The organism is Catellatospora paridis, assembly GCF_009720365.1.
Classification (GTDB): domain Bacteria; phylum Actinomycetota; class Actinomycetes; order Mycobacteriales; family Micromonosporaceae; genus Catellatospora; species Catellatospora paridis.
Genome location: NZ_WBZD01000021.1, coordinates 106,726 through 124,902 on the forward strand (window position 1 = coordinate 106,726; position 18,177 = coordinate 124,902).

Here is an 18,177-nt window from a genome sequence, read left to right on the forward strand (position 1 = left end):
ATTCACCGAGTGAATAGTCGGCGTCAAGGGGCTCCGCCGACCAGAATCAGCGGACCTGTAATCGAGCCCGCCCGCGCCGACAAGTACCCGTCGACAGAGTGGTTACGGAGGTGTCATGGGAGAACCTGAAGATCGGCTGGCGGAGCTGTTCCGCCGCCACGCCGACGACATCCACGCGTACGCGGCCTGGCGCGTCGGACACCAGGAGGCGTCCGATGTGGTCGGCGAGGTGTTCCTCGTCGCCTGGCGCTCGCTGGGCCGGGTCCGGGTCGGACAGGAGCGGGCGTGGCTGTTCGGCGTGGCCCGCAACGTGGTGCTGGCCCGCCGCCGCCACGGCGCGGCGTCGGCGGACCTGCGGGAGCGGCTGGCCACCCTGGCCGTGCCCGAGGCCGGGCCGGACCGGCTCGCCGACGACGTCGCACTGCGCGACCAGGTGCGCCGCGCCCTCGACGCGCTGACCGAGCGGGACCGGGAGGTCCTGGTCACCGCCTCGTGGTTCGACCTGAGCCCGGCCGAGGCGGCCCGGGTGCTGGGCGTGTCCCGTCCGGCGTACCTGGTGCGGCTGCACCGCGCCCGCAACCGCTTCCGGGCGGCATACCTGCTGATCACCAAGGCCGAGGCGGATGCCCGGCCGACCGTCGCCGACCCGCTGGCTGTGTGAGGAGAGACCATGGACATCGACGAACTGGTGCGGGCTGCCCGACCGCGCACCGCGCCGGGCTGGGCCCGCAGCGAAGCGGGGCAGCGGGTGCTGGACGGGGTCGTCGCGGCCCCGCCGGGCCGAAGCGGGGCGGTCCGCGCGATGCCCGCCCGCCCGACCCGCCGCCTGCTGCTGGCCGGGGCGCTGCCCGCGGTCGCGGTGGCCGCGGCAGGAGCGGTCTTCATGACCGTCGGCGCGAGCGATCCGGTGCCGCACACGAACGGCCCGGCGCCCGCGACCGGCTCCCCGGCGCCGCAGTCCAGCGGCGCGGCGAGCCCGACCCGGGCCGCGGCGCCGCTGACCGCCCGGCAGATGCTGCTGGCCGCCGCGGAGCAGAGCGCCTCGCACCCGGCCGGACACGGCCGCTACTGGGTGCTCCGGCGGGAGAACGGCAGCCCGGTCGAGGTCGGCCCACCCGGTGGGCGGTACACGATCAACGAGCGGTCGATCATGGAAGAGTGGAGCTCCACCGGCCCGGTTGACCCGAGCATCATGCTCATCCAGCGCAACGCGGGGGCGGGGCCGGTCACGGACGCCGACCGGGCCGCGTGGGAGGCCGACGGCAGGCCGTCCCAGTGGACGCTGCCGCCCTCGCCGCCCGCAACGGACCCGGTCGTCATCGACGCGGCCGCCGGTCCCTGGAGGCAGCGGGTGAACACCGGCGCGCGGCCGGACGTCAAGGGCGCGATCCAGTACTACCTGGCCGGCAACGCGTACACCGTGGAACAGCTGGCGGCGCTGCCGACGGATCCGCGGCAGCTGGCCCGGAAGCTGGGCGGCATGATCGACGCCGGCGGGATCGAGGTGCGCAACAACCACTCGCTGTTCCAGGCGGCCAAGGAGCTCGTCGGCCACCTCCCGGCGACGCCGGCGGTGCGGGCCGCCGCATACCGGATGCTCGCCGAGATCAAGGGCACGCAGTCCCTCGGCGAGGTCACCGACCAGCACGGCCGACGGGGCCAGGCGGTCGGGTTCGTACGCCGCGATGACGGGGGCCGCTGGTACCAGACCCGGCTGATCATCGACCCGGCGACCGGACAGGCCCTCGCCGAGGAGATCTGGGACCTGGGCTCGGGCGCGAAGGCGACGAAGACCGGAAAGCTGCGGTCCTACGAGCTGATCGCGCGCGCCGAGTTCACCGACGAGGACGTCCCGGCGACCGGCGACCGCTGACGGCACGGGTGGCGGCGACGGTGTGTGCCGTCGCCGCCACCCGTGTCCGTGCAGCTCGCGCGGGTCGTCGCGCCCGGCCGGCGGCCTGCGGTCGGCTAGGCTGCGCTGCGTGTACACCGTGCGGCAGGCGGGCCCGGGCGATCTTGCGGGGGTACGCGCCGTCGCGCGGCGCTTCGGCAATCTCGGGCAGTGGCCGCACCGCCCCGACTACCTGGACCGCGAACTCGACAACGGCCGCCTGACGGCCGGTTTCGCCGACGGCGTGGTCGTCGGGTTCGGCGCGACGTTCGCCCGCGGTGGGCTGACCCACCTGGCCGACCTGTTCGTGCTGCCCGAACACCAGTCCTCGGGCCTGGGTCGGACCCTGCTGACCAGGCTGCTGACCGTGGACGCGCCGCGGGTCACGTTCGCCTCGTCGGACCCGCGCGCCGTGGCCCTCTACATCCGCCAGGGCATGCGCCCGATCTGCCCGCTGCTCTACCTACGCGGGCCGCTCGGCGCCCTGCCCGGACCCGGAGCCGCCCGGCCGGCGGGGCCGGGTGAGGAAGCCGGGCCCGATGCGGTGGCCGCGGTGGCCGTGCTGGACGCCGACGCCTCCGGCGGGCGCCGCGACGCCGACCTCGCCTGGTACGCCGCCCTGCCCGGGGTCACCACGGTGCACACCGGCACCGGCTACGCCATGGTGCGTGACACCCGCGACGGGGTGCAGGTCGGCCCGGCCGGTGGGCAGACCACCCGGCACTGCACCGACGCCGTGCTCGCGGCGCTGGCCCGGCACCGTGCGGCGGGCACCGCGACGCTGTGCCTGTTCGGCCCGAACCCGCTGCTGCCCGTGCTGCTGGAGGCGGGGTTCACCATCGCCGACATGGACGTGTTCCTGTCCAGTGGCGCCGATCCGCTGGCGCTGGACCGCTACCTGCCCCACCCGGACCTGGGTTAGAGCAGCTTCACCGCGGTTCCGGTCATCACGCAGTGGGCGGCGTCGCCGCCGAGCACGGTCCTGATGTCGACGTTTCCTTCGTCGGTGGCTGCTGGGAGCCTAACCGGGTCCGTAACCGTCCACTTGACACTGACGCTTCGTGTTGCGACCGTTACCACTGGTCCTGGGGAGGAATTCATGCTGTTCCTGTTGTTCGGCTCGGTGCTCGCGGTCTGGGGCATGCTGTCCGGCAACGGCACGCTGACCGCCGTTGGCTGGATCGCCTGGGTCGTCGGCATCATCGTGATCTGGGTGCGCTCGGCGGGCCGGTTCGGCATGCGCGCGATCATGACCCGGCGCATGCTGCGGGACATGCACCTCATGCGGGCGGCCGCGGAGAAGGGCGACCCGGTCGCGATGCGGGCGCTGGGCAGCATGCTCAAGGTCACCGGCGACTGGGACGGCGCCGAGCACTGGCTGAGCCGGTCGGCCTGGGCGGGCGACCGGGAGGCGATGTTCGACATGGGCCGCCTCGCCGACCAGCGCAGCGGCCTCGCCGCGGCTGAGCAGTGGTTCCGGATGGCGTCCGAGGCCGGCCACCCGGTCGCCCGGATGATGTTCGTCGAGGGCGGCCTCTACCACCGCGACGGATCTTCCTGAGCGAGCGGTCAGACGTCGAGCTGGGAGTTGCGTACGGCCCGGGAGGCGTCGGAGCACAGGTAGGCGACGGCGTCGGCGATGTCGGCGGGGGCCGTCCAGCCCTTGCGGTCGGAGTCGGGCATGTCGGCCCGGTTGGCGGGGGTGTCGATCACGCCGGGCAGGATCGTGTTGACGCGCACGCCGTCCTTGGCGTACTCGGCGTGCAGTGCTCCGGCCAGGCCCAGCACGGCGGTCTTCGCGGTCAGGTAACCGGCCGCGCCGCTGAACGGCTTGCGCACGGACTGGCTCGACACCAGCACCACCGCGCCGCCGCCCGCCCCGACCAGGTGCGGCAGCGTCGCCTGGCAGACCAGGTATGACGGGCGCAGGTTCAGCCGCAGCAGCCGCTCGAACTCCTCGACGGGCGTCTCGTGCACCCGCCCGCCCATCGCGAACCCGCCGACGAGGTTCACCACGGCCCGCAGCGGCCGGTCGGGGTCGGCGGCGGCCTGCGCGGCACACGCGCCCACCGCCGCGGCGTCGGTCAGATCCGCCTGCACCAGCACGAGCCCGTCCACCCCCGCGGGCAGCCGCGACAACTCCCGCTCGTCGTGCCACGGCACGACCACCCGCCATCCGCGCTGCAGCAACGTCGCCGTCACCGCCGCCCCCAACCCACCCGTGCCGCCCGTGACCAGCGCCGTCCCGCCCATCCCCACCCTCTCCCACCCGAACACCGCACACCCAGCTCGCCGGTCCAGGTTAGAGCACCCCGATCGAAGGAAGGGCACCTTCACATCGCTATCCGTAGAGGAAGGGCACCTTGCCAACCTGTGGAGTCGGTGAGCTGGGCGTTCGGTGACGTCGCGCCGCCGGGCGCGGCGTCGGATCTGGCGGTCGCGGTCAGGTGGTCTCGTTCAGGTGGGTGACGACGCGGTGGGTGAGCGCGTCGAGGGCGGCGATCTCGTCGTCGGTGAGCAGGTCGATCATGTGCCGGCGTACCGAGGCGACGTGGTGGGGGGCAGCCTCCTCGATGGCCCGCAGCCCGGCCTCGGTGAGCACGATGATCGAGCCGCGGGCGTCGCCGGCGCACTCCTCCCGGTCGACCAGGCCGCGCTGCTGCATGCGGGTGAGGTGGTGCGACAGCCGGCTCTTGGACCAGAGCATCGTCGTGGCCAGCTCGGTGAGGCGCAGCCGGTGCGGTGAGGTCTCCGACAGGTTGGACAGCACGTCGTAGTCGGCGTCGGACAGCCCGCTGTCGGCGGCCAGGTCGCGGGTGATCTGGAGATCGAGCAGGGCGCGCATGCGCCGGTAGCCGCGCCAGGCGCGGGCCTGCTTCTCGTCGAGCCAGCGGGGTTCGGTCACGGGTTCACCATACGCCCTTGTTGACATGTCACCAAAAGAGCGGCTAGGTTGGTGACACGTCAACAAGCGATCGCTAGGAGCCCGACATGCCCCGCCTCAACATCGTCGTCGCCTCGACCCGTCCCGGCCGGATCGGCCACGTCATCGGTGCCTGGTTCGCCGGCGTCGCGGCCGCCCACGGCGGGTTCGAGGTGCATGTGGTCGACCTCGCCGAGCTGAACCTGCCGTTCCACGACGAGCCCGGCCAGCCGGTCGACGGCGGGCCGTACGCCCACGAGCACACCCGGCGCTGGAGCGAGGCCACCGACGCCGCCGACGCGTTCGTGTTCGTGATGCCGGAGTACAACCGCGGCTACAGTGCGCCCCTGAAGAACGCGCTGGACTACCTGTACCGCGAGTGGCACCACAAGCCCGCCGGCTTCGTCAGCTACGGCATGTCCTCGGCCGGCATGCGTGCGGTCGAGCAGCTCAAGCCGGTGCTGGGCGCGCTGCGCATGGTGCCGCTGGCCGAGTCGGTCAACGTCGCTCTGCGCCAGGTCGTCGACGCCGACGGCACGCTTGTGCCGAACCCGGCCATGGGCGCAGCCGCCCAGGGCATGCTGGACGAGTTGCGCCTGATGGCCGAGCTGATGACCGCCGCACGTGTCGCGGCGTGACCGGGGCCGGGGCGATGACGGAACTGATCAGGCGGCCGAGGCCGGCCACGGAGGTGCGGGCATGAGCGAGCAGGAACGGCTGTGGCAGGTCATCGGGCGTACCGGCCGGGGCGTGCTGGCCACGCTCAAGCGCGACGGGCGGCCGCAGCTGTCCAACGTCGACTACCTGGCCGGCGACGGGATGATCCGGTTCTCCAGCACGGCCGGCCGGGCCAAGGTGCGCAACCTGCGCCGTGACCCCCGGGCCAGTTTCTACGTGACGACGCCCGGCGGGGGCACGTACGCGGTCGCCGAGGGCGTCGCCGAGCTGTCCGCCACCGCGGCCGACCCGCACGACGCGGCCGTGGAGGAGCTGGTGGGGCTGTACCGGGACATCCGCGGCGAGCACCCCGACTGGGACGAGTACCGGGCCGTGATGGTCGCCGACGGGCGCCTGGCCGTCCGCATCCAAGTCGACCGCCTCTACGGCTGGCTCGGCTGACTCGCCCCGACCCCGACGCGGCCCACGCCGTCCGCGACCCCCGTTCGCGATAGACGTTGGCCTATCTGGATGAGTTTGATCTTCAAATACTCATCCAGATAGGCCAACGTCTATGGGGAACGGGGCGTCAGGCTGCGGTCGGACGCGCCGGATCGGCGGGCGGGGTCGGGTGGGGCGTGTCAGGCTGGGGGGTATGGACGAGAAGCAGATCTTCGAGCGGATCGATTCCCTGGTCGCCGAGGAGCACGACCTGCGGACCAAGCGCGTGCAGGGGGCGATCGACCCCGAGACCGAGTCCGTCCGGCTGCGGTCGCTGGAGGAGACGCTCGACCAGTGCTGGGACCTGCTGCGCCGGCGCCGCGCGCTCAAGGACGCGGGGGAGAACCCGGACGACGCGAAGGCCGGCGACATCAAGCAGGTCGAGGGCTACCTGCAGTAGAGACGAGGCGAGGGTGGGCGCGGGGGACCTCCGCGCCCACCCTTGGCCGTGCCCGGCCGCCGCGTACGATGCCCGCGGCGGCCGGGCACAGCTCAGGCGACGGCCACCGGCTCCCCTTCGGAGTCGGTGCCGCGCCGGGGCGAGTCCTCATCGACGAAGTAGTCGTCATGTGCGGTCCCGTCGGGCCCGTCGGTGACCTTGCCCGCCCGCAGCACCAGCGTCGCCAGCGCCGCCACGATGAGGTTGACCAGCACCGCGACGAAGCCGACGTAGATGGTCGCCTTGGTGTCGAAGCCGAACTTCTCCAGCGGGAACGCCGAGCCGGCGAAGTGCATCCGGCCGGTCGCCGGGTTGGCGATCTGGTACAGCATCCACATGCCCAGGCCCATGCCGGCCGCCCAGCCGGCGATCAGCGCGCCCTTGTGGAACCAGCGGGTGAACAGACCAAGCGCCACCGAGGGCAGCGTCTGCAGGATGATCACACCGCCGATGAGCTGCAGGTCGATGGAGAACTGCGGGTCCAGCAGCACGATGCACAGCAGTGCGCCGACCTTGACCACCAGCGAGGCGACCTTGCTGACCTTGGCCTCCTGGGCGGGGCTGGCCTCGCGGTTGAGGTACTCCTTGTAGATGTTGCGGGTGAACAGGTTGGCCGCGGCGATCGACATGATCGCGGCGGGGACCAGCGCGCCGATGCCGATGGCGGCGAAGGCGACGCCCGCGAACCAGTCCGGGAACTGCTTGTCGAACAGCACCGGCACGATGGTGTTGGTGTCCACCGAGCCGGGGTTGGCCCCGGGCAGCGGCTTGACACCGGCGGCGATCGCGGCGAAGCCGAGCATCGCGAGCAGGCCCAGCAGCAGCGAGTACGCGGGCAGCGCGGACATGTTGCGCTTGATCACGTCGCGGTTGCGGGAGGCGAGCACGCCCGTGATCGAGTGCGGGTAGAGGAACAGCGCCAGCGCCGAGCCGAACGCCAGCGTGATGTACTGCAGCTGGTTGTTGGCGTTGAGCAGCAGCCCGTCACCGGCGGCGGGGCTGGCGTCGTACTTGGCCTGCGCCGCGTCGAAGATCGCGCCCCAGCCGCCGAGCTGCGAGGGCAGCCAGAACACCGCGACCAGGATGACGATGTAGATCAGCGTGTCCTTGACGAACGCGATCAGCGCGGGCGCGCGCAGCCCGGACTGGTACGTGTACGCGGCGAGGATCGCGAACGCGATGATGATCGGCGCGTGCCGGGCGATGGTGGACTCGCCGGTGACGCCCATCGTCTTGAGCACCGCTTCGATGCCGACGAGCTGCAGTGCGATGTAGGGCATCGTGGCGACGATGCCGGTGATCGCGACGATCAGCGCCAGCGTCGGCGAGCCGAACCGGGTGCGTACGAAGTCGGCCGGGGTGACCAGGCCGTGCCGGTGCGACACCGACCACAGCCGCACCAGGACCAGGAAGAACAGCGGGTAGATGATGATGGTGTACGGCACCGCGAAGAAGCCCATCGCCCCGGCGCCGAAGACCAGCGCGGGCACGGCGACGAAGGTGTACGCGGTGTAGAGGTCGCCGCCGACGAGGAACCAGGTGATCCACGAGCCGAAGTTGCGCCCGCCCAGGCCCCATTCGTCGAGGTGTTCCATGTTGTCGGGCCGCCGCCACTTGGCGGCCACGAAGCCGAGCGCGCTGACGCCGACGAACAGCACCGCGAACACGATGATCTCGGTGAGATGGTCACGCCACATGGTCAGCCCTCCCTGCTGCTGCGGCTGGCAGGGATCCGAGGCCCACCGTTGCGGCGCTTGGTCATCCGGTAGACCAGCGTCGTGGTGGATACGCCGACCAGGATGTATGCCAGCTGCTGCCAGTAGAAGCGCGGGAAGCCGAGCAGGTCGGGACTGGACGAGTTGTAGAAGGTCGTGATCAGCGGCAGCACGATCGGGACGATCAGCAGCCAGTTCCAGGGACTGTGATCGCGATCGCCGGGTCGCCGGTCGGGTGCGGGTTCACCCATGGCACGTGCCTCCTCGCACGAAGGGACGGATCAACGGTGCGAGGGAGGATACGCAGGCCCGGCCTGGCGAAATGCCGTTCGTCGCCCTGACACGCGCCGAACGGCGGGTTCGGTGCGCCGAACGGTTGATGGCGTACGCCCGAAGGGTCGACTGGATCTGGATCACACTCGCGTCACCTGCGTGGTGTAGGGCGGGGCACTGTTGGGTAGGGTCCTCGAATGCCCGCTGTGCCCCCACGTGTCCTCGCTGACCGGTACCGGTTGCTCGAACCTCTCGGCCAGGGCGGGATGGGCATGGTCTGGCTGGCCCGTGACGAGACCCTGCACCGCGACGTCGCGGTCAAGGAGGTCGTGCCCCCGGCCGGGCTCACCGACGACGAACGCGCCGAGATGAACGCCCGCTCGCTGCGGGAGGCCCGCGCCATCGCCCGGCTCAGCCACCCCAACGTGGTGCGCATCTTCGACGTCGTCACCGTCGACGGTCGGCCGTGGATCGTCATGGAGTACCTGTCGGGCAAGTCCCTCGCGGCGCTGATGGCCCAGGAGGGCAGGCTCACCCCCGCAAAGGTGGCCGACATCGGGCTGGGCGTGCTGGCCGCGCTGCGGGCGGCGCACGGCGCGGGCATGCTGCACCGCGACGTCAAGCCCGGCAACGTCATGCTCGGCGAGGACGGCCGCGTCGTGCTCACCGACTTCGGCCTGGCCACGTTGCCCGGCGACCCCGCCGTGACGCGCACCGGCCTGATCCTCGGCTCGCCGTCGTACATCTCGCCGGAGCGCGTCGAGGGCGGCGAGGTCGGGCCCGCCGCCGATCTGTGGTCGCTGGGCGCGACGCTCTACGCCGCGGTCGAGGGGCAGTCGCCGTACGCCCGGCCGAACGCCATGGCCACGCTCGCCGCGCTGGCCACCGAGGAGCCGGCCCCGCCACGCCTGGCCGGGCCGCTCAAGCCGCTGCTGGTGGGACTGCTGCGAAAGGATCCGCGCCTGCGCATGACCGCGGCCGAGGCCGAGCAGGTGCTGCTGCGGGTGGCCGTCGGCCGCCGCGGAGCCGCGGGCTTCCTCGGTGGCGTACGCCCCGGGGCCGTGCCCGGCCAGCGGCGGACGACCCCGACGCCGGCGCTTCCCGCACGGGCTGCCGCCGTGCCCGAAGCCGAGCGGCCCGCCCGGACTCTGCCCGACCCGCAGCGCCCCGCCGATCAGCAACGCCCCGCGGATCAGCAAGGCCCCGCCGACCCGCAGCGGCCCGCCGACCCGAAGCAGACCACCGAGCCGAAGCCGACCACCGGCGCCGGCAACGGTCCTGGGGAGTCCGCGTCGGGGCCGGGCACCACACCGGCGTCCGGGGCTGCCGCCACGGGCAAGCCGAAGGGCGCCTCCGCCGCGCCCGCGCAGCGGACCGGGAGCGGCTCGGAGGATCGAGCTGTCGGCGCCGCACCGGTACCGGCCACATCGGACGGAGCGCTCGTCGCACGCCCGCGCAAGCGCCGTGCGATGACCCTGCTGGCGGTGGCTGCCGTCGTGCTGGCCGTGCTCGCAGTCGTGATCGTGCCGCGCCTGGGCGGCAAGCCGCGTGGCAACGTCGCAGCAGGTGGTTCGCCGTCGGCATCCGCGAGCCCGTCGGCGGCCGCTTCGCCGAGCGCGCTGCCCTCGCCGTCGCCGAGCGGCCTCGTGCTGCCCGACGGCTGGCACCTCTACCGTGACCGCACCGGCTTCGCGGTCGCGGTGCCGCGTACGTGGACGGTCACCCGCGACCGCAGCATCGTGCGCTTCAAGGAGCCCAATGGGGGACGGCTGCTGCTCATCGACCAGTCCGACAATCCGAAGAAGGACCCGGTCGCGGACTGGACGCGCCAGGAGGCCAACCGCGTCGCCGCGGGCGACTGGAACGACTACCGCAAGGTGCACATCGTCAAGGTCGACTACTTCATCGTCTGTGCGGACTGGGAGTTCACCTATCGCGGCAACTCCGGGCGGATCCACGTGATCAACCGTGGGTTCGTGACCGGGCCGAAGCAGGCGCACGCCATCTACTGGTCGACGCCGGAGTCCCAGTGGCAGGACAACCTCGACGAGTTCGCCCTGATCACGGCCAGCTTCCAGCCCAACCCGGTGTGAGAACCGGTTGCCTGGTGATCTTCGGGGTGGGCATACTCCGAAGGTGACCGAGGCATACACGTCCGCGCTGCTGCTCGTGGGGGAGAAGGACGAGGAACTCACCGCGCTGCTGGACCGGGAGCTGACCGCGTTCAACAACGCCGCCGTGGGCGTACACGAGGAGCGGTCGCTGTCGGTGCGGGTGACCGGCGGCGACGGTACGGTGATCGCCGGGCTCACCGGCTGGACCTGGGGCGGCAGCGCCGGGATCTCCATGGTGTGGGTGCACGCCGACCACCGCCGCGACGGCTGGGGAGGCCGGCTGCTGGCAGCCGCCGAGGACGAGGCCCGTGCCCGCGGCTGCGACCGGATCAGCGTCTCGTCGTTCTCGTTCCAGGCGCCGGAGTTCTACCGCCGCCACGGCTACGTCGCCAGCGGCCGTACCGAGGGCTACCCGGGGGACGCCTCCGACGTGCACTTCTGGAAGCGGCTCGACGGGCCGGCCGTCGCGCCGCGGCTGCGGCTGGTGGCGGTCGTCGACTACCCGTCCGGTCACGAGGAGACCGTGCAGCGGTATGAGGACGACGTGCTGTCGCTGCTGCCCCGCCACGGCGGCCTGCTGGAGCAGCGGCTGCGCGGCCCGGAGGCCGAGGTGCACGTGATCTCGTTCGCCTCGCGGGCGGGCCTCGACGCCTACATGGCCGACCCGGACCGCGCCAAGCTCCGCAACGAGATCGGCGACCTCGCCCCGAACGCCCGCGTGCTCACGGTCACCGAGATCTGAACGCGGGCGGCTCCGCGCGTGTCCTGGGCGCGGCGGGTGTCGTACCGGCCCGACATCATGCGTTGACCGGTCGCACGGGGGAGGCTTCGATGCAGGTGCATGTGGCGAGCAAGCGGCGTGCCGCGGCGTCGATCGAGGCGGCGTATCCAGGGGCGGTCGTGGTCGACGTGACCTCGCGCGGGCCGCAGCCATGGGTGCGGTTGAGCCCGTTCTACCCGCACGGCGACATCCCGGTGCCTTTCACGCCCGGGGTGACCAGCCAGTCCGTCGAGGGCGTCTGGCAGGCGCTGAAGGTGTTCATGCACGCCGATGTGGACCCGGCCAAGCTGGCCGTGACCGCGATGCGGGGCCTCAAACGCACCGCGGCCGCGTACGGGCCGCCGCTCGGCCACCGGCGCGGTCTGCACGGGACGGTCCTGCTCGGCTACGAGCAGGCGCGCCGCGAGATCTACCTGCCGACCTATCGGCACGTGCTGGAGGGTGCGGGCGCGCCTGAGGTGGCGCGGTTGCGCGAGCTGGCCGAGCGTGGCCCGGTGGTGCTGCTGGACTACACGCTCAATGGGGACCCGGCCGACCTGCGCACCCCGCTGTCGCACGCCGCGCTGCTGCGCCGGCATCTGCTCGGCGACTGGCCCTCCGTAGTCGACTAATTGCGCTAAGTAACCATCTCGGGCATGCCCAGTTGATCGGACAGGAGCAGGAGGTCCCCGGTCCGGGGCTCGAGGAGGTACGCATGCGTCAGTGGGTCCGCAGGATGGCGTCGGCGGCCGTGGTCAGCCTGTCGGCGGGGGCCGCGGGACTGTTCCTGCCCGTGCCCGCGCTGGCCGCCTCACCCGACATCGTGATCAGCCAGGTGTACGGCGGCGGCGGCAACGTAGGCGCGACCTACACCAACGACTTCATCGAGCTGTTCAACCGTGGCGCCGCGGCGGTCGACGTGACCGGGTGGTCGGTCCAGTACGCCAGTGTCGGCGGCAGCACCTGGCAGACCACACCGCTGGCCGGGGTGATCCTCCCCGACACGTACTACCTCATCCGGCAGGCGGCGGGTGCCGGCGGCACGAGCCCGCTGCCCACCCACAACGCCGCCGACTTCATCTCGATGAGCTCCACCGCGGGCAAGGTCGCCCTGGTCACCAGCCTGACCGCGCTCACCTGCGACACCGGCTGCGCTGCGCTCGCCGACGTACGCGACTTCGTCGGTTACGGCACCACGGCGTCGTCGTACGAGGGTGCCGGGCGGGCGCCGACCCTGAGCAACACCACTGCCGCACTCCGCGACGACGCCGGGGCCTCCGACACCGACGACAGCAGCGCCGACTTCACGGCCGCAGCGCCCACCCCCCGCAACAGCCCGCCGGTCATCGGCGCGGCAGACCTCACGGTGACCAAGAACGACTCACCGGACCCGGTGACGGCGGGGCAGCAGATCACCTATGCCGTCACGGTGACCAACAACGGGCCCGACGACGCGCAGGCCGTCAAGCTGGTCGACACCCTGCCGACCGGCACCACGTTCGTGTCGGCCACGGCTTCGGCCCCCGGCTGGCTGCTCGATACGCCGAGCGTGGGCAGCGGGGGAACGGTGACCGCGAGCACGGCGACCCTCGCCGACCACGCGCAGACCACGTTCACCATCACCGTGTTCGTCGACCCGGGGGCGACCGGCCAGATCACGAACACCGCCACCGCGAGCAGTGCCACGACCGATCCGAACGGCGGCAACAACAGCGCAACGACGACGACCACGGTGGGGCAGCCGCCGTCGGCGAACCTGGCCATCACGACGACCGACGCGCCGGACCCGGTGGCCTCGGGGGCGAACCTGACCTACACGATCTCGGTCGGCAACAGCGGCCCCGACGCCGCGCAGTCCGTGGTGCTGGGCGACGAGATCCCGGCGGGTACGACGTTCGTGTCCTTCACCCCCGCGGCGGGCTGGTCGCTCGGCACGGTGCCGGTGGTCGGCGGCACCGGCGAGGTGACCGCGACCAAAGCCGCCGTCGCCTCCGCGGAGACCGCGGTGTTCACGCTGGTGGTGAAGGTCGACCCGACGGCCACCGGCCCGATCTCCAACAGCAGCCGCATCGCCGCCGCCACGCCGGACCCGATGGCTGGGAACAACGTCCACACCGTGACCACCGCCGTCGGCTCGGCCGGTTCGGTGTGCACCATCACCGGCACCGCGCGCACCGACATCATCGAGGGCACCCTCAACGACGACGTCATCTGCGGTCTCGGCGGCAACGACATCATCAACGGCAGGGGCGGCGACGACATCATCTACGGCGGCCCCGGCAACGACCTGCTCAGCGGCGGGACCGGCAACGACATGGTGTATGGCGAGGACGGCAGAGACCTTATCAAGATCGATGACGAGGTGTCCGGCAACGACAACGCCGACGGCGGACCGGGCTTCGACCTGTGCAGCTCCGACCCGCTCGACGCGGTCCTGAGCTGCCCCTGATCCCGGGCATCTGACAGCGGCTACCGACCAGAGCTCCACCCGTGCCTGCACGGGTGGAGCTCTCGGCGTCTGCGCCCTGAGCGGCGCGCGTCAGAGCAGCGGCAGGTCCGGCAGCAGCGACGGCAGGATCGGCGGCAGTGAGGGCAGCAGCGGGGGCAGGCCCGGCAGGAGTCCGCCGCCGCCCGGGGTGGGGCTGGGCGCCGGTGTTCCGGCCGGGTTTGCGGTGGGCGTGGTCGTGCCGCCGGTCGGGCGCGGTGCGGTGCCGGGCGTCGGCTGCGCGGACGGGGCGGTGGTCGGCGCGGTGACCGCCGCGAAGGCGGTCAGCAGGCGCATCAGCTCGGCCCGCAGCCGCTCGTGGTCGGACTTCTCGCGTACCTCGCCCAGCCGGTCCCAGGCCTGGCGGAGGAGCTTCTCGGCGTCGCCGGGCCGCTGCTCCCGCAGCGCGCGGTCGGCCTGCGCCAGCAGCTCCTCGACGTCCTGCGCGGCCACCCGGGAGTCGGCCCGCTCGGCGTAGACGAGCTGCGTGACCGGCCACATCGGGGTGCCGGGCTGCCCGGCGCCGGCCCCGACGACGAGCCCGCCGCCGAGGACGGCGACCAGCAGCGCCGCCGCCAGCATCAGGCGGCCGGGCCGCAGCCGACCACCCCGCACCGGCCGGGCCGAGCCGTCGCGGCGACCGGCGGGGCGAGCGGATCCCGCGCCGGGTCGACCCTTGGCGGCCGGGCGGAGCGCGACGGGCTCCTGCTCCTCGGACTCGTCGCTGAACACGTCGTCGAGGTCGATCGGGTCGGCGAGGGCTGCCTGCTCGGCGAGGTCGAGGTCCAGGGAGGGCGCGAACGGCGGCTCGGCGAGGTCGGTGCGCCAGGCGGCCAGCATCCCCGCGAGCGGGTCGTCGGAGTGGGCGGCCCCGCCCAGGCCGAGCCCGTCCAGCAGCGCGTCATCACGGTCGAGCGAGCTCATGCCACCTCCTCGTCGAGTTCGCCGGCGGCACCACCGAAGATGCTGATTCGCTCGTTCATGCCGGCCTCCTTTCCAGGGCCGGCTGCTGCGCGGCGTCCTCGCGCAGGTCGTCGGCGAGCGCGCGCAGCCGGGCCAGGGCCCGGGACTGGGCGACGCGGACGGCTCCGGCCGACATGTTGAGGGAGACCCCGACCTCGTCGGCGGTGAGGCCGACCGCGACCCGCAGCACGATGATCTCCCGTTGCGGGTCGGGGAGCAGGCTGAGCAGGCGGGCGAGGCGGCGGGCCTGGTCGTTCTCCAGCGCCTGCTGCTCGGGGCCGGGGGTGTCGTCGGGCTGTTCGATCGGGTCGGCTTCGGCGCGCTGTGACGGCACGGCGGCGGACAGGTGCCGCATCGCGGCGCGCTGCGCGTCGGCGACCTTGCGGGCGGAGATGCCGTACACGAAGGCGGAGAACGGCACGCCCTGCTGCCGGTAGCGGGGCAGTGCCTGCAGTAGTGCGATGCAGACGTCCTGGGCCACGTCGTCGGCGGTGGTGTACGCGCCGCCGACCGGCCCGAGCCGGGCGCGGCAGTAGCGGATCACGCCGGGGCGCACGTCGGCCAGCAGGGTGGCGGTGGCGGCGGCCTCGCCGCGGGAGGCGCGTGCCACGAGTTCGGTCTCCGACCAGGTCAAGGCGACGACACCTCCTCCCGGGTCCCCGACCGCCGCGCCGCACGTACGAGTACGTGCACCTTATCGGCCTGCGGCCGGGCACTGGAACCCGAGCCCGGACGATCGCGCGAAATTCTCGTGTAACACCGCGCACCCCTGCCGCGATATGTGAGGGCGGACTACGGAGGGAGCGCGGTGGGCGTCGAGGTGCGGGTCGAGGGGCTGACCAAATCGTTCGGGCGTACGCCCGTGTGGTCGGACGTCAGCCTGACCCTGCCCGCGGGGGAGATCTCTGTGCTGCTCGGGCCCTCCGGCACGGGCAAGTCGGTGTTCCTGAAGACCCTGGTCGGGCTGCTGCGCCCGGACCGCGGCTCGATCTGGATCGAGGGCCGGGACCTGCCCGCACTGCCCGAGCGGGAGCTCTACGAGGTGCGCAAGCTGTTCGGGGTGCTGTTCCAGGACGGCGCGCTGTTCGGGTCGATGGACATCTACGACAACGTGGCGTTCCCGCTGCGCGAGCACACCCGCAAGACCGAGGCGGAGGTCCGCGCGATCGTCGCGGAGAAGCTGGACATGGTCGGCCTGACCGGCGCGGAGCGCAAGCTGCCCGGCGAGATCTCCGGCGGTATGCGCAAACGGGCCGGGCTGGCCCGCGCGCTGGTGCTGGACCCGCAGATCGTGCTGTTCGACGAGCCCGACTCGGGTCTGGACCCGGTGCGCACGGCGTACCTGAACCAGCTGATCGTGGATCTCAACCAGCAGCTGGACGCGACGTTCCTGATCGTCACGCACGACATCAACACCGCCCGCACGGTGCCCGACAACATCGGGCTGATCTACCACGGGCACCTGGCCATGTTCGGGCCGCGGGAGATGCTGCTGTCGAGCACCGAGCCGGTGGTCCGGCAGTTCCTCAACGCGCAGCGGGTCGGCCCGATCGGGATGTCGGAGGAGAAGGACGCCGACGAGCTGGCCGCCGAGGCCGCGTCCGGCCAGCGGTTGGCCGCGCTGCCGCCGATCCCGTTGCAGCTGCGCCCGTCGGACGACGGCCCGCGCCGGGCCGAGCGGATCCCCGGCCAGTGGTGCGCGGCCAACGGCGTGACCCCGCCGCCGGGCTCGTTCCGGCCCGTCGCCGTGGAGGAGCGGGTATGAGCGAGTGCAGCAAACGGACCTGTGCTCCTGCCGCGGGGGAGCGTTCGGGGCGAGTCACGCCGACGGGCACGAATCCTGCCGCCGGTCGCTGCGGGGAGCGGGCATGAGGACGCTGGTCGCCGTCGGCGACTTCCTGATCTTCTGCGGGCGCACACTGGGGGCCGTCTTCCGGCGGCCGTGGCAGGTGCGGGAGTTCGTGCAGCAGGCGTGGTTCCTCTCGTCGGTGTCGATCATGCCGGCGGCGCTGGTGTCGATCCCGTTCGGCGCGGTGATCGCGCTGCAGCTGGGCTCGCTGGTGCGCCAGCTCGGCGCGCAGTCGTTCACCGGTGCGGCGTCGGTGCTGGCGGTGGTGCGCGAGGCGGGCCCGATCGTGACCGCGCTGATCATCGCGGGGGCGGGCGGCTCGGCGATCTGCGCCGACCTCGGCGCGCGCAAGATCCGCGAGGAGCTGGACGCGATGCGGGTGCTGGGCATCGACCCGGTGCACCGCCTCGTCGTGCCGCGGGTGTTGGCGTCGATGCTGGTTGCGGTGCTGCTCAACGGTGTGGTCAGCGTGGTCGGCGTGTCCGGCGGCTACTTCTTCAACGTGATCATGCAGGGCGGTACGCCGGGTTCCTACCTGGCGAGCTTCCAGGCGCTCGGGCAGCTGCCCGACCTGATCTCCGGGGAGCTGAAGGCGCTGGTCTTCGGGCTGGTCGCCGCGCTGGTGGCGACGTATCTGGGGATGAACGCCAAGGGCGGGCCCAAGGGTGTCGGCGACGCCGTCAACCAGTCCGTGGTGATCACTTTCATGCTGCTGTTCGCGCTGAACTTCGTGCTGACCGCGGTGTACTTCCAGGTCGTGCCGCAGAAGGGGTCCTGACATGTGGCGGCTGTTGGACAACCTCGGCGGCCAGCTGGCCTTCTACCTGAAGGCGGCGGCGTGGACGCCGCGTACGCTGCGCCGCTACAAGCGCGAGGTGGCCCGCCTGCTCGCGGAGATCAGCTTCGGCACCGGCGGCCTGGCCGTGGTCGGCGGCACCATCGGCGTGATCTGCTTTTTGACCTTCTTCACCGGCACCGAGGTCGGCCTGCAGGGCTACCAGGCGCTAAACCAGCTCGGCAGCAGCGCCTTCACGGGCTTCATCTCGGCCTACTTCAACACCCGCGAGATTTCGCCGCTGGTCGCGGCGCTGGCCCTGTCGGCGACGGTGGGCTGCGGGTTCACCGCGCAGCTGGGCGCGATGCGGATCTCCGAGGAGGTCGACGCGCTCGAGGTGATGGCGATCCCGTCGGTGCCGTTCCTGGTCACCACCCGGATGATCGCCGGCTTCGTCGCGGTGATCCCGCTGTACGTGCTCGGCCTGCTGGCCAGCTACGTCGCGACCCGCGGCATCGCCACCGTGTACTTCGGCCAGTCGCCGGGCACCTACGACTACTACTTCGACCTGTTCCTGCCGCCCGGCGACGTGCTCTGGTCGTTCGGCAAGGTGCTGGTGTTCAGCGTGCTGGTGGTGCTGATCCACTGCTACTACGGGTTCACCGCGAGCGGCGGCCCGGCCGGTGTCGGCATCGCGGTCGGACGCGCGGTGCGCACCGCGATCGTCGCGGTCAACATCGTCGACTTCTTCCTGTCCCTGGCCATCTGGGGCGCGGGCACCACCGTGCGGATCGCGGGGTGACGGCATGAGCGAGCGCAGCGAGCGAATCGT

Annotated in this window: 20 protein-coding genes; 14 read left to right on the top strand and 6 right to left on the bottom strand. The window is 72.2% G+C overall.

The genetic code is table 11. The features are described 5' to 3' along the window. Positions 1–115: 115 nt before the first annotated feature. The 4 genes from F9C41_RS34455 (at position 116) to F9C41_RS34470 (ending at position 3,452) form a co-directional block, all read left to right on the top strand. The gene (locus tag F9C41_RS34455) at positions 116–661 is read left to right on the top strand and encodes an RNA polymerase sigma factor (RefSeq protein ID WP_155391032.1); all 546 of its coding nucleotides are present in this window, start codon (positions 116–118) and stop codon (positions 659–661) included. Between the two features lie 9 nt (positions 662–670). Further along, positions 671–1,873 carry a CU044_5270 family protein gene (locus F9C41_RS34460; protein ID WP_155391033.1) on the top strand — a complete coding sequence of 401 codons (1,203 nt, stop codon included), beginning with the start codon at positions 671–673 and terminating at the stop codon, positions 1,871–1,873. A gap of 109 nt (positions 1,874–1,982) precedes the next feature. Continuing rightward, positions 1,983–2,813, top strand: a complete 831-nt coding sequence (locus tag F9C41_RS34465; RefSeq protein ID WP_196280077.1) for a GNAT family N-acetyltransferase — start codon at positions 1,983–1,985, stop codon at positions 2,811–2,813. 177 nt (positions 2,814–2,990) lie between these two features. Next, entirely contained in the window at positions 2,991–3,452 is a 462-nt protein-coding gene (locus F9C41_RS34470; protein ID WP_155391035.1) for a tetratricopeptide repeat protein, read from the top strand. An 8-nt stretch (positions 3,453–3,460) separates the two neighbouring features. Here the strand turns inward: F9C41_RS34470 and F9C41_RS34475 are convergent, their stop codons facing one another. Further along, positions 3,461–4,144, bottom strand: coding sequence for an SDR family NAD(P)-dependent oxidoreductase (locus F9C41_RS34475; protein ID WP_155391036.1), 684 nt, complete (start codon positions 4,142–4,144; stop codon positions 3,461–3,463). 190 nt (positions 4,145–4,334) lie between these two features. Then, the gene (locus F9C41_RS34480) at positions 4,335–4,796 is read right to left on the bottom strand and encodes a MarR family winged helix-turn-helix transcriptional regulator (protein WP_155391037.1); all 462 of its coding nucleotides are present in this window, start codon (positions 4,794–4,796) and stop codon (positions 4,335–4,337) included. An 86-nt stretch (positions 4,797–4,882) separates the two neighbouring features. Here F9C41_RS34480 and F9C41_RS34485 point away from each other — a divergent pair, with 86 nt between their 5' ends. From F9C41_RS34485 to F9C41_RS34495, 3 genes are all read left to right on the top strand, one after another. Continuing rightward, positions 4,883–5,452: an NADPH-dependent FMN reductase gene (locus F9C41_RS34485; protein WP_155391038.1), complete on the top strand. Its 570-nt coding sequence runs from the start codon at positions 4,883–4,885 to the stop codon at positions 5,450–5,452. Between the two features lie 61 nt (positions 5,453–5,513). Then, complete coding sequence (locus F9C41_RS34490; RefSeq protein ID WP_155391039.1) at positions 5,514–5,933, top strand: PPOX class F420-dependent oxidoreductase; 420 nt, start codon at positions 5,514–5,516, stop codon at positions 5,931–5,933. Between the two features lie 193 nt (positions 5,934–6,126). Next, positions 6,127–6,372 carry a DUF2630 family protein gene (locus F9C41_RS34495; RefSeq protein WP_155391040.1) on the top strand — a complete coding sequence of 82 codons (246 nt, stop codon included), beginning with the start codon at positions 6,127–6,129 and terminating at the stop codon, positions 6,370–6,372. A 92-nt stretch (positions 6,373–6,464) separates the two neighbouring features. Here F9C41_RS34495 and mctP read toward each other — a convergent pair whose 3' ends face one another. Together mctP and F9C41_RS34505 are read right to left on the bottom strand one after the other, a co-directional pair. Continuing rightward, positions 6,465–8,108 carry a monocarboxylate uptake permease MctP gene (gene mctP / locus F9C41_RS34500; RefSeq protein WP_155391041.1) on the bottom strand — a complete coding sequence of 548 codons (1,644 nt, stop codon included), beginning with the start codon at positions 8,106–8,108 and terminating at the stop codon, positions 6,465–6,467. A gap of 2 nt (positions 8,109–8,110) precedes the next feature. Next, positions 8,111–8,377, bottom strand: coding sequence for a DUF3311 domain-containing protein (locus tag F9C41_RS34505; RefSeq protein ID WP_155391042.1), 267 nt, complete (start codon positions 8,375–8,377; stop codon positions 8,111–8,113). Positions 8,378–8,596: 219 nt separating this feature from the next. Here F9C41_RS34505 and F9C41_RS34510 point away from each other — a divergent pair, with 219 nt between their 5' ends. From F9C41_RS34510 to F9C41_RS34525, 4 genes are all read left to right on the top strand, one after another. Beyond that, entirely contained in the window at positions 8,597–10,492 is a 1,896-nt protein-coding gene (locus F9C41_RS34510; RefSeq protein WP_155391043.1) for a serine/threonine-protein kinase, read from the top strand. A 43-nt stretch (positions 10,493–10,535) separates the two neighbouring features. After that, entirely contained in the window at positions 10,536–11,255 is a 720-nt protein-coding gene (locus tag F9C41_RS34515) for a GNAT family N-acetyltransferase (RefSeq protein WP_230690222.1), read from the top strand. Between the two features lie 89 nt (positions 11,256–11,344). Then, the gene (locus tag F9C41_RS34520) at positions 11,345–11,905 is read left to right on the top strand and encodes a DUF6939 family protein (RefSeq protein WP_155391044.1); all 561 of its coding nucleotides are present in this window, start codon (positions 11,345–11,347) and stop codon (positions 11,903–11,905) included. Between the two features lie 83 nt (positions 11,906–11,988). Then, positions 11,989–13,722 (top strand): lamin tail domain-containing protein, encoded by a 1,734-nt coding sequence (locus tag F9C41_RS34525; protein WP_155391045.1) that lies wholly within the window; start codon positions 11,989–11,991, stop codon positions 13,720–13,722. Between the two features lie 90 nt (positions 13,723–13,812). Here the strand turns inward: F9C41_RS34525 and F9C41_RS34530 are convergent, their stop codons facing one another. Beyond that, positions 13,813–14,682, bottom strand: a complete 870-nt coding sequence (locus tag F9C41_RS34530) for a hypothetical protein (protein WP_155391046.1) — start codon at positions 14,680–14,682, stop codon at positions 13,813–13,815. Positions 14,683–14,737: 55 nt separating this feature from the next. Then, a complete protein-coding gene (gene shbA, locus F9C41_RS34535) occupies positions 14,738–15,355 on the bottom strand; it encodes an RNA polymerase sigma factor ShbA (RefSeq protein WP_155391047.1) in 618 nt (205 codons plus the stop codon). Between the two features lie 174 nt (positions 15,356–15,529). Here shbA and F9C41_RS34540 point away from each other — a divergent pair, with 174 nt between their 5' ends. The 3 genes from F9C41_RS34540 (at position 15,530) to F9C41_RS34550 (ending at position 18,147) form a co-directional block, all read left to right on the top strand. Continuing rightward, entirely contained in the window at positions 15,530–16,486 is a 957-nt protein-coding gene (locus F9C41_RS34540; protein ID WP_155391048.1) for an ABC transporter ATP-binding protein, read from the top strand. A 103-nt stretch (positions 16,487–16,589) separates the two neighbouring features. Then, entirely contained in the window at positions 16,590–17,348 is a 759-nt protein-coding gene (locus F9C41_RS34545) for an MlaE family ABC transporter permease (protein ID WP_155391049.1), read from the top strand. A 1-nt stretch (position 17,349) separates the two neighbouring features. Beyond that, positions 17,350–18,147, top strand: coding sequence for an MlaE family ABC transporter permease (locus tag F9C41_RS34550; protein WP_120319370.1), 798 nt, complete (start codon positions 17,350–17,352; stop codon positions 18,145–18,147). Positions 18,148–18,177: the final 30 nt, after the last annotated feature.

Bases quoted from the DNA above. Each gene is read 5' to 3' on its own strand.
- F9C41_RS34470 (WP_155391035.1), top strand. From the start codon at position 2,991: ATGCTGTTCCTGTTGTTCGGCTCGGTGCTCGCGGTCTGGGGCATGCTG.
- F9C41_RS34505 (WP_155391042.1), bottom strand. From the start codon at position 8,377: ATGGGTGAACCCGCACCCGACCGGCGACCCGGCGATCGCGATCACAGT.
- F9C41_RS34545 (WP_155391049.1), top strand. From the start codon at position 16,590: ATGAGGACGCTGGTCGCCGTCGGCGACTTCCTGATCTTCTGCGGGCGC.
- F9C41_RS34485 (WP_155391038.1), top strand. From the start codon at position 4,883: ATGCCCCGCCTCAACATCGTCGTCGCCTCGACCCGTCCCGGCCGGATC.
- F9C41_RS34460 (WP_155391033.1), top strand. From the start codon at position 671: ATGGACATCGACGAACTGGTGCGGGCTGCCCGACCGCGCACCGCGCCG.
- F9C41_RS34550 (WP_120319370.1), top strand. From the start codon at position 17,350: ATGTGGCGGCTGTTGGACAACCTCGGCGGCCAGCTGGCCTTCTACCTG.
- F9C41_RS34495 (WP_155391040.1), top strand. From the start codon at position 6,127: ATGGACGAGAAGCAGATCTTCGAGCGGATCGATTCCCTGGTCGCCGAG.
- F9C41_RS34510 (WP_155391043.1), top strand. From the start codon at position 8,597: ATGCCCGCTGTGCCCCCACGTGTCCTCGCTGACCGGTACCGGTTGCTC.
- F9C41_RS34530 (WP_155391046.1), bottom strand. From the start codon at position 14,682: ATGAGCTCGCTCGACCGTGATGACGCGCTGCTGGACGGGCTCGGCCTG.
- mctP (WP_155391041.1), bottom strand. From the start codon at position 8,108: ATGTGGCGTGACCATCTCACCGAGATCATCGTGTTCGCGGTGCTGTTC.
- F9C41_RS34520 (WP_155391044.1), top strand. From the start codon at position 11,345: ATGCAGGTGCATGTGGCGAGCAAGCGGCGTGCCGCGGCGTCGATCGAG.
- F9C41_RS34455 (WP_155391032.1), top strand. From the start codon at position 116: ATGGGAGAACCTGAAGATCGGCTGGCGGAGCTGTTCCGCCGCCACGCC.
- F9C41_RS34490 (WP_155391039.1), top strand. From the start codon at position 5,514: ATGAGCGAGCAGGAACGGCTGTGGCAGGTCATCGGGCGTACCGGCCGG.
- F9C41_RS34475 (WP_155391036.1), bottom strand. From the start codon at position 4,144: ATGGGCGGGACGGCGCTGGTCACGGGCGGCACGGGTGGGTTGGGGGCG.
- F9C41_RS34525 (WP_155391045.1), top strand. From the start codon at position 11,989: ATGCGTCAGTGGGTCCGCAGGATGGCGTCGGCGGCCGTGGTCAGCCTG.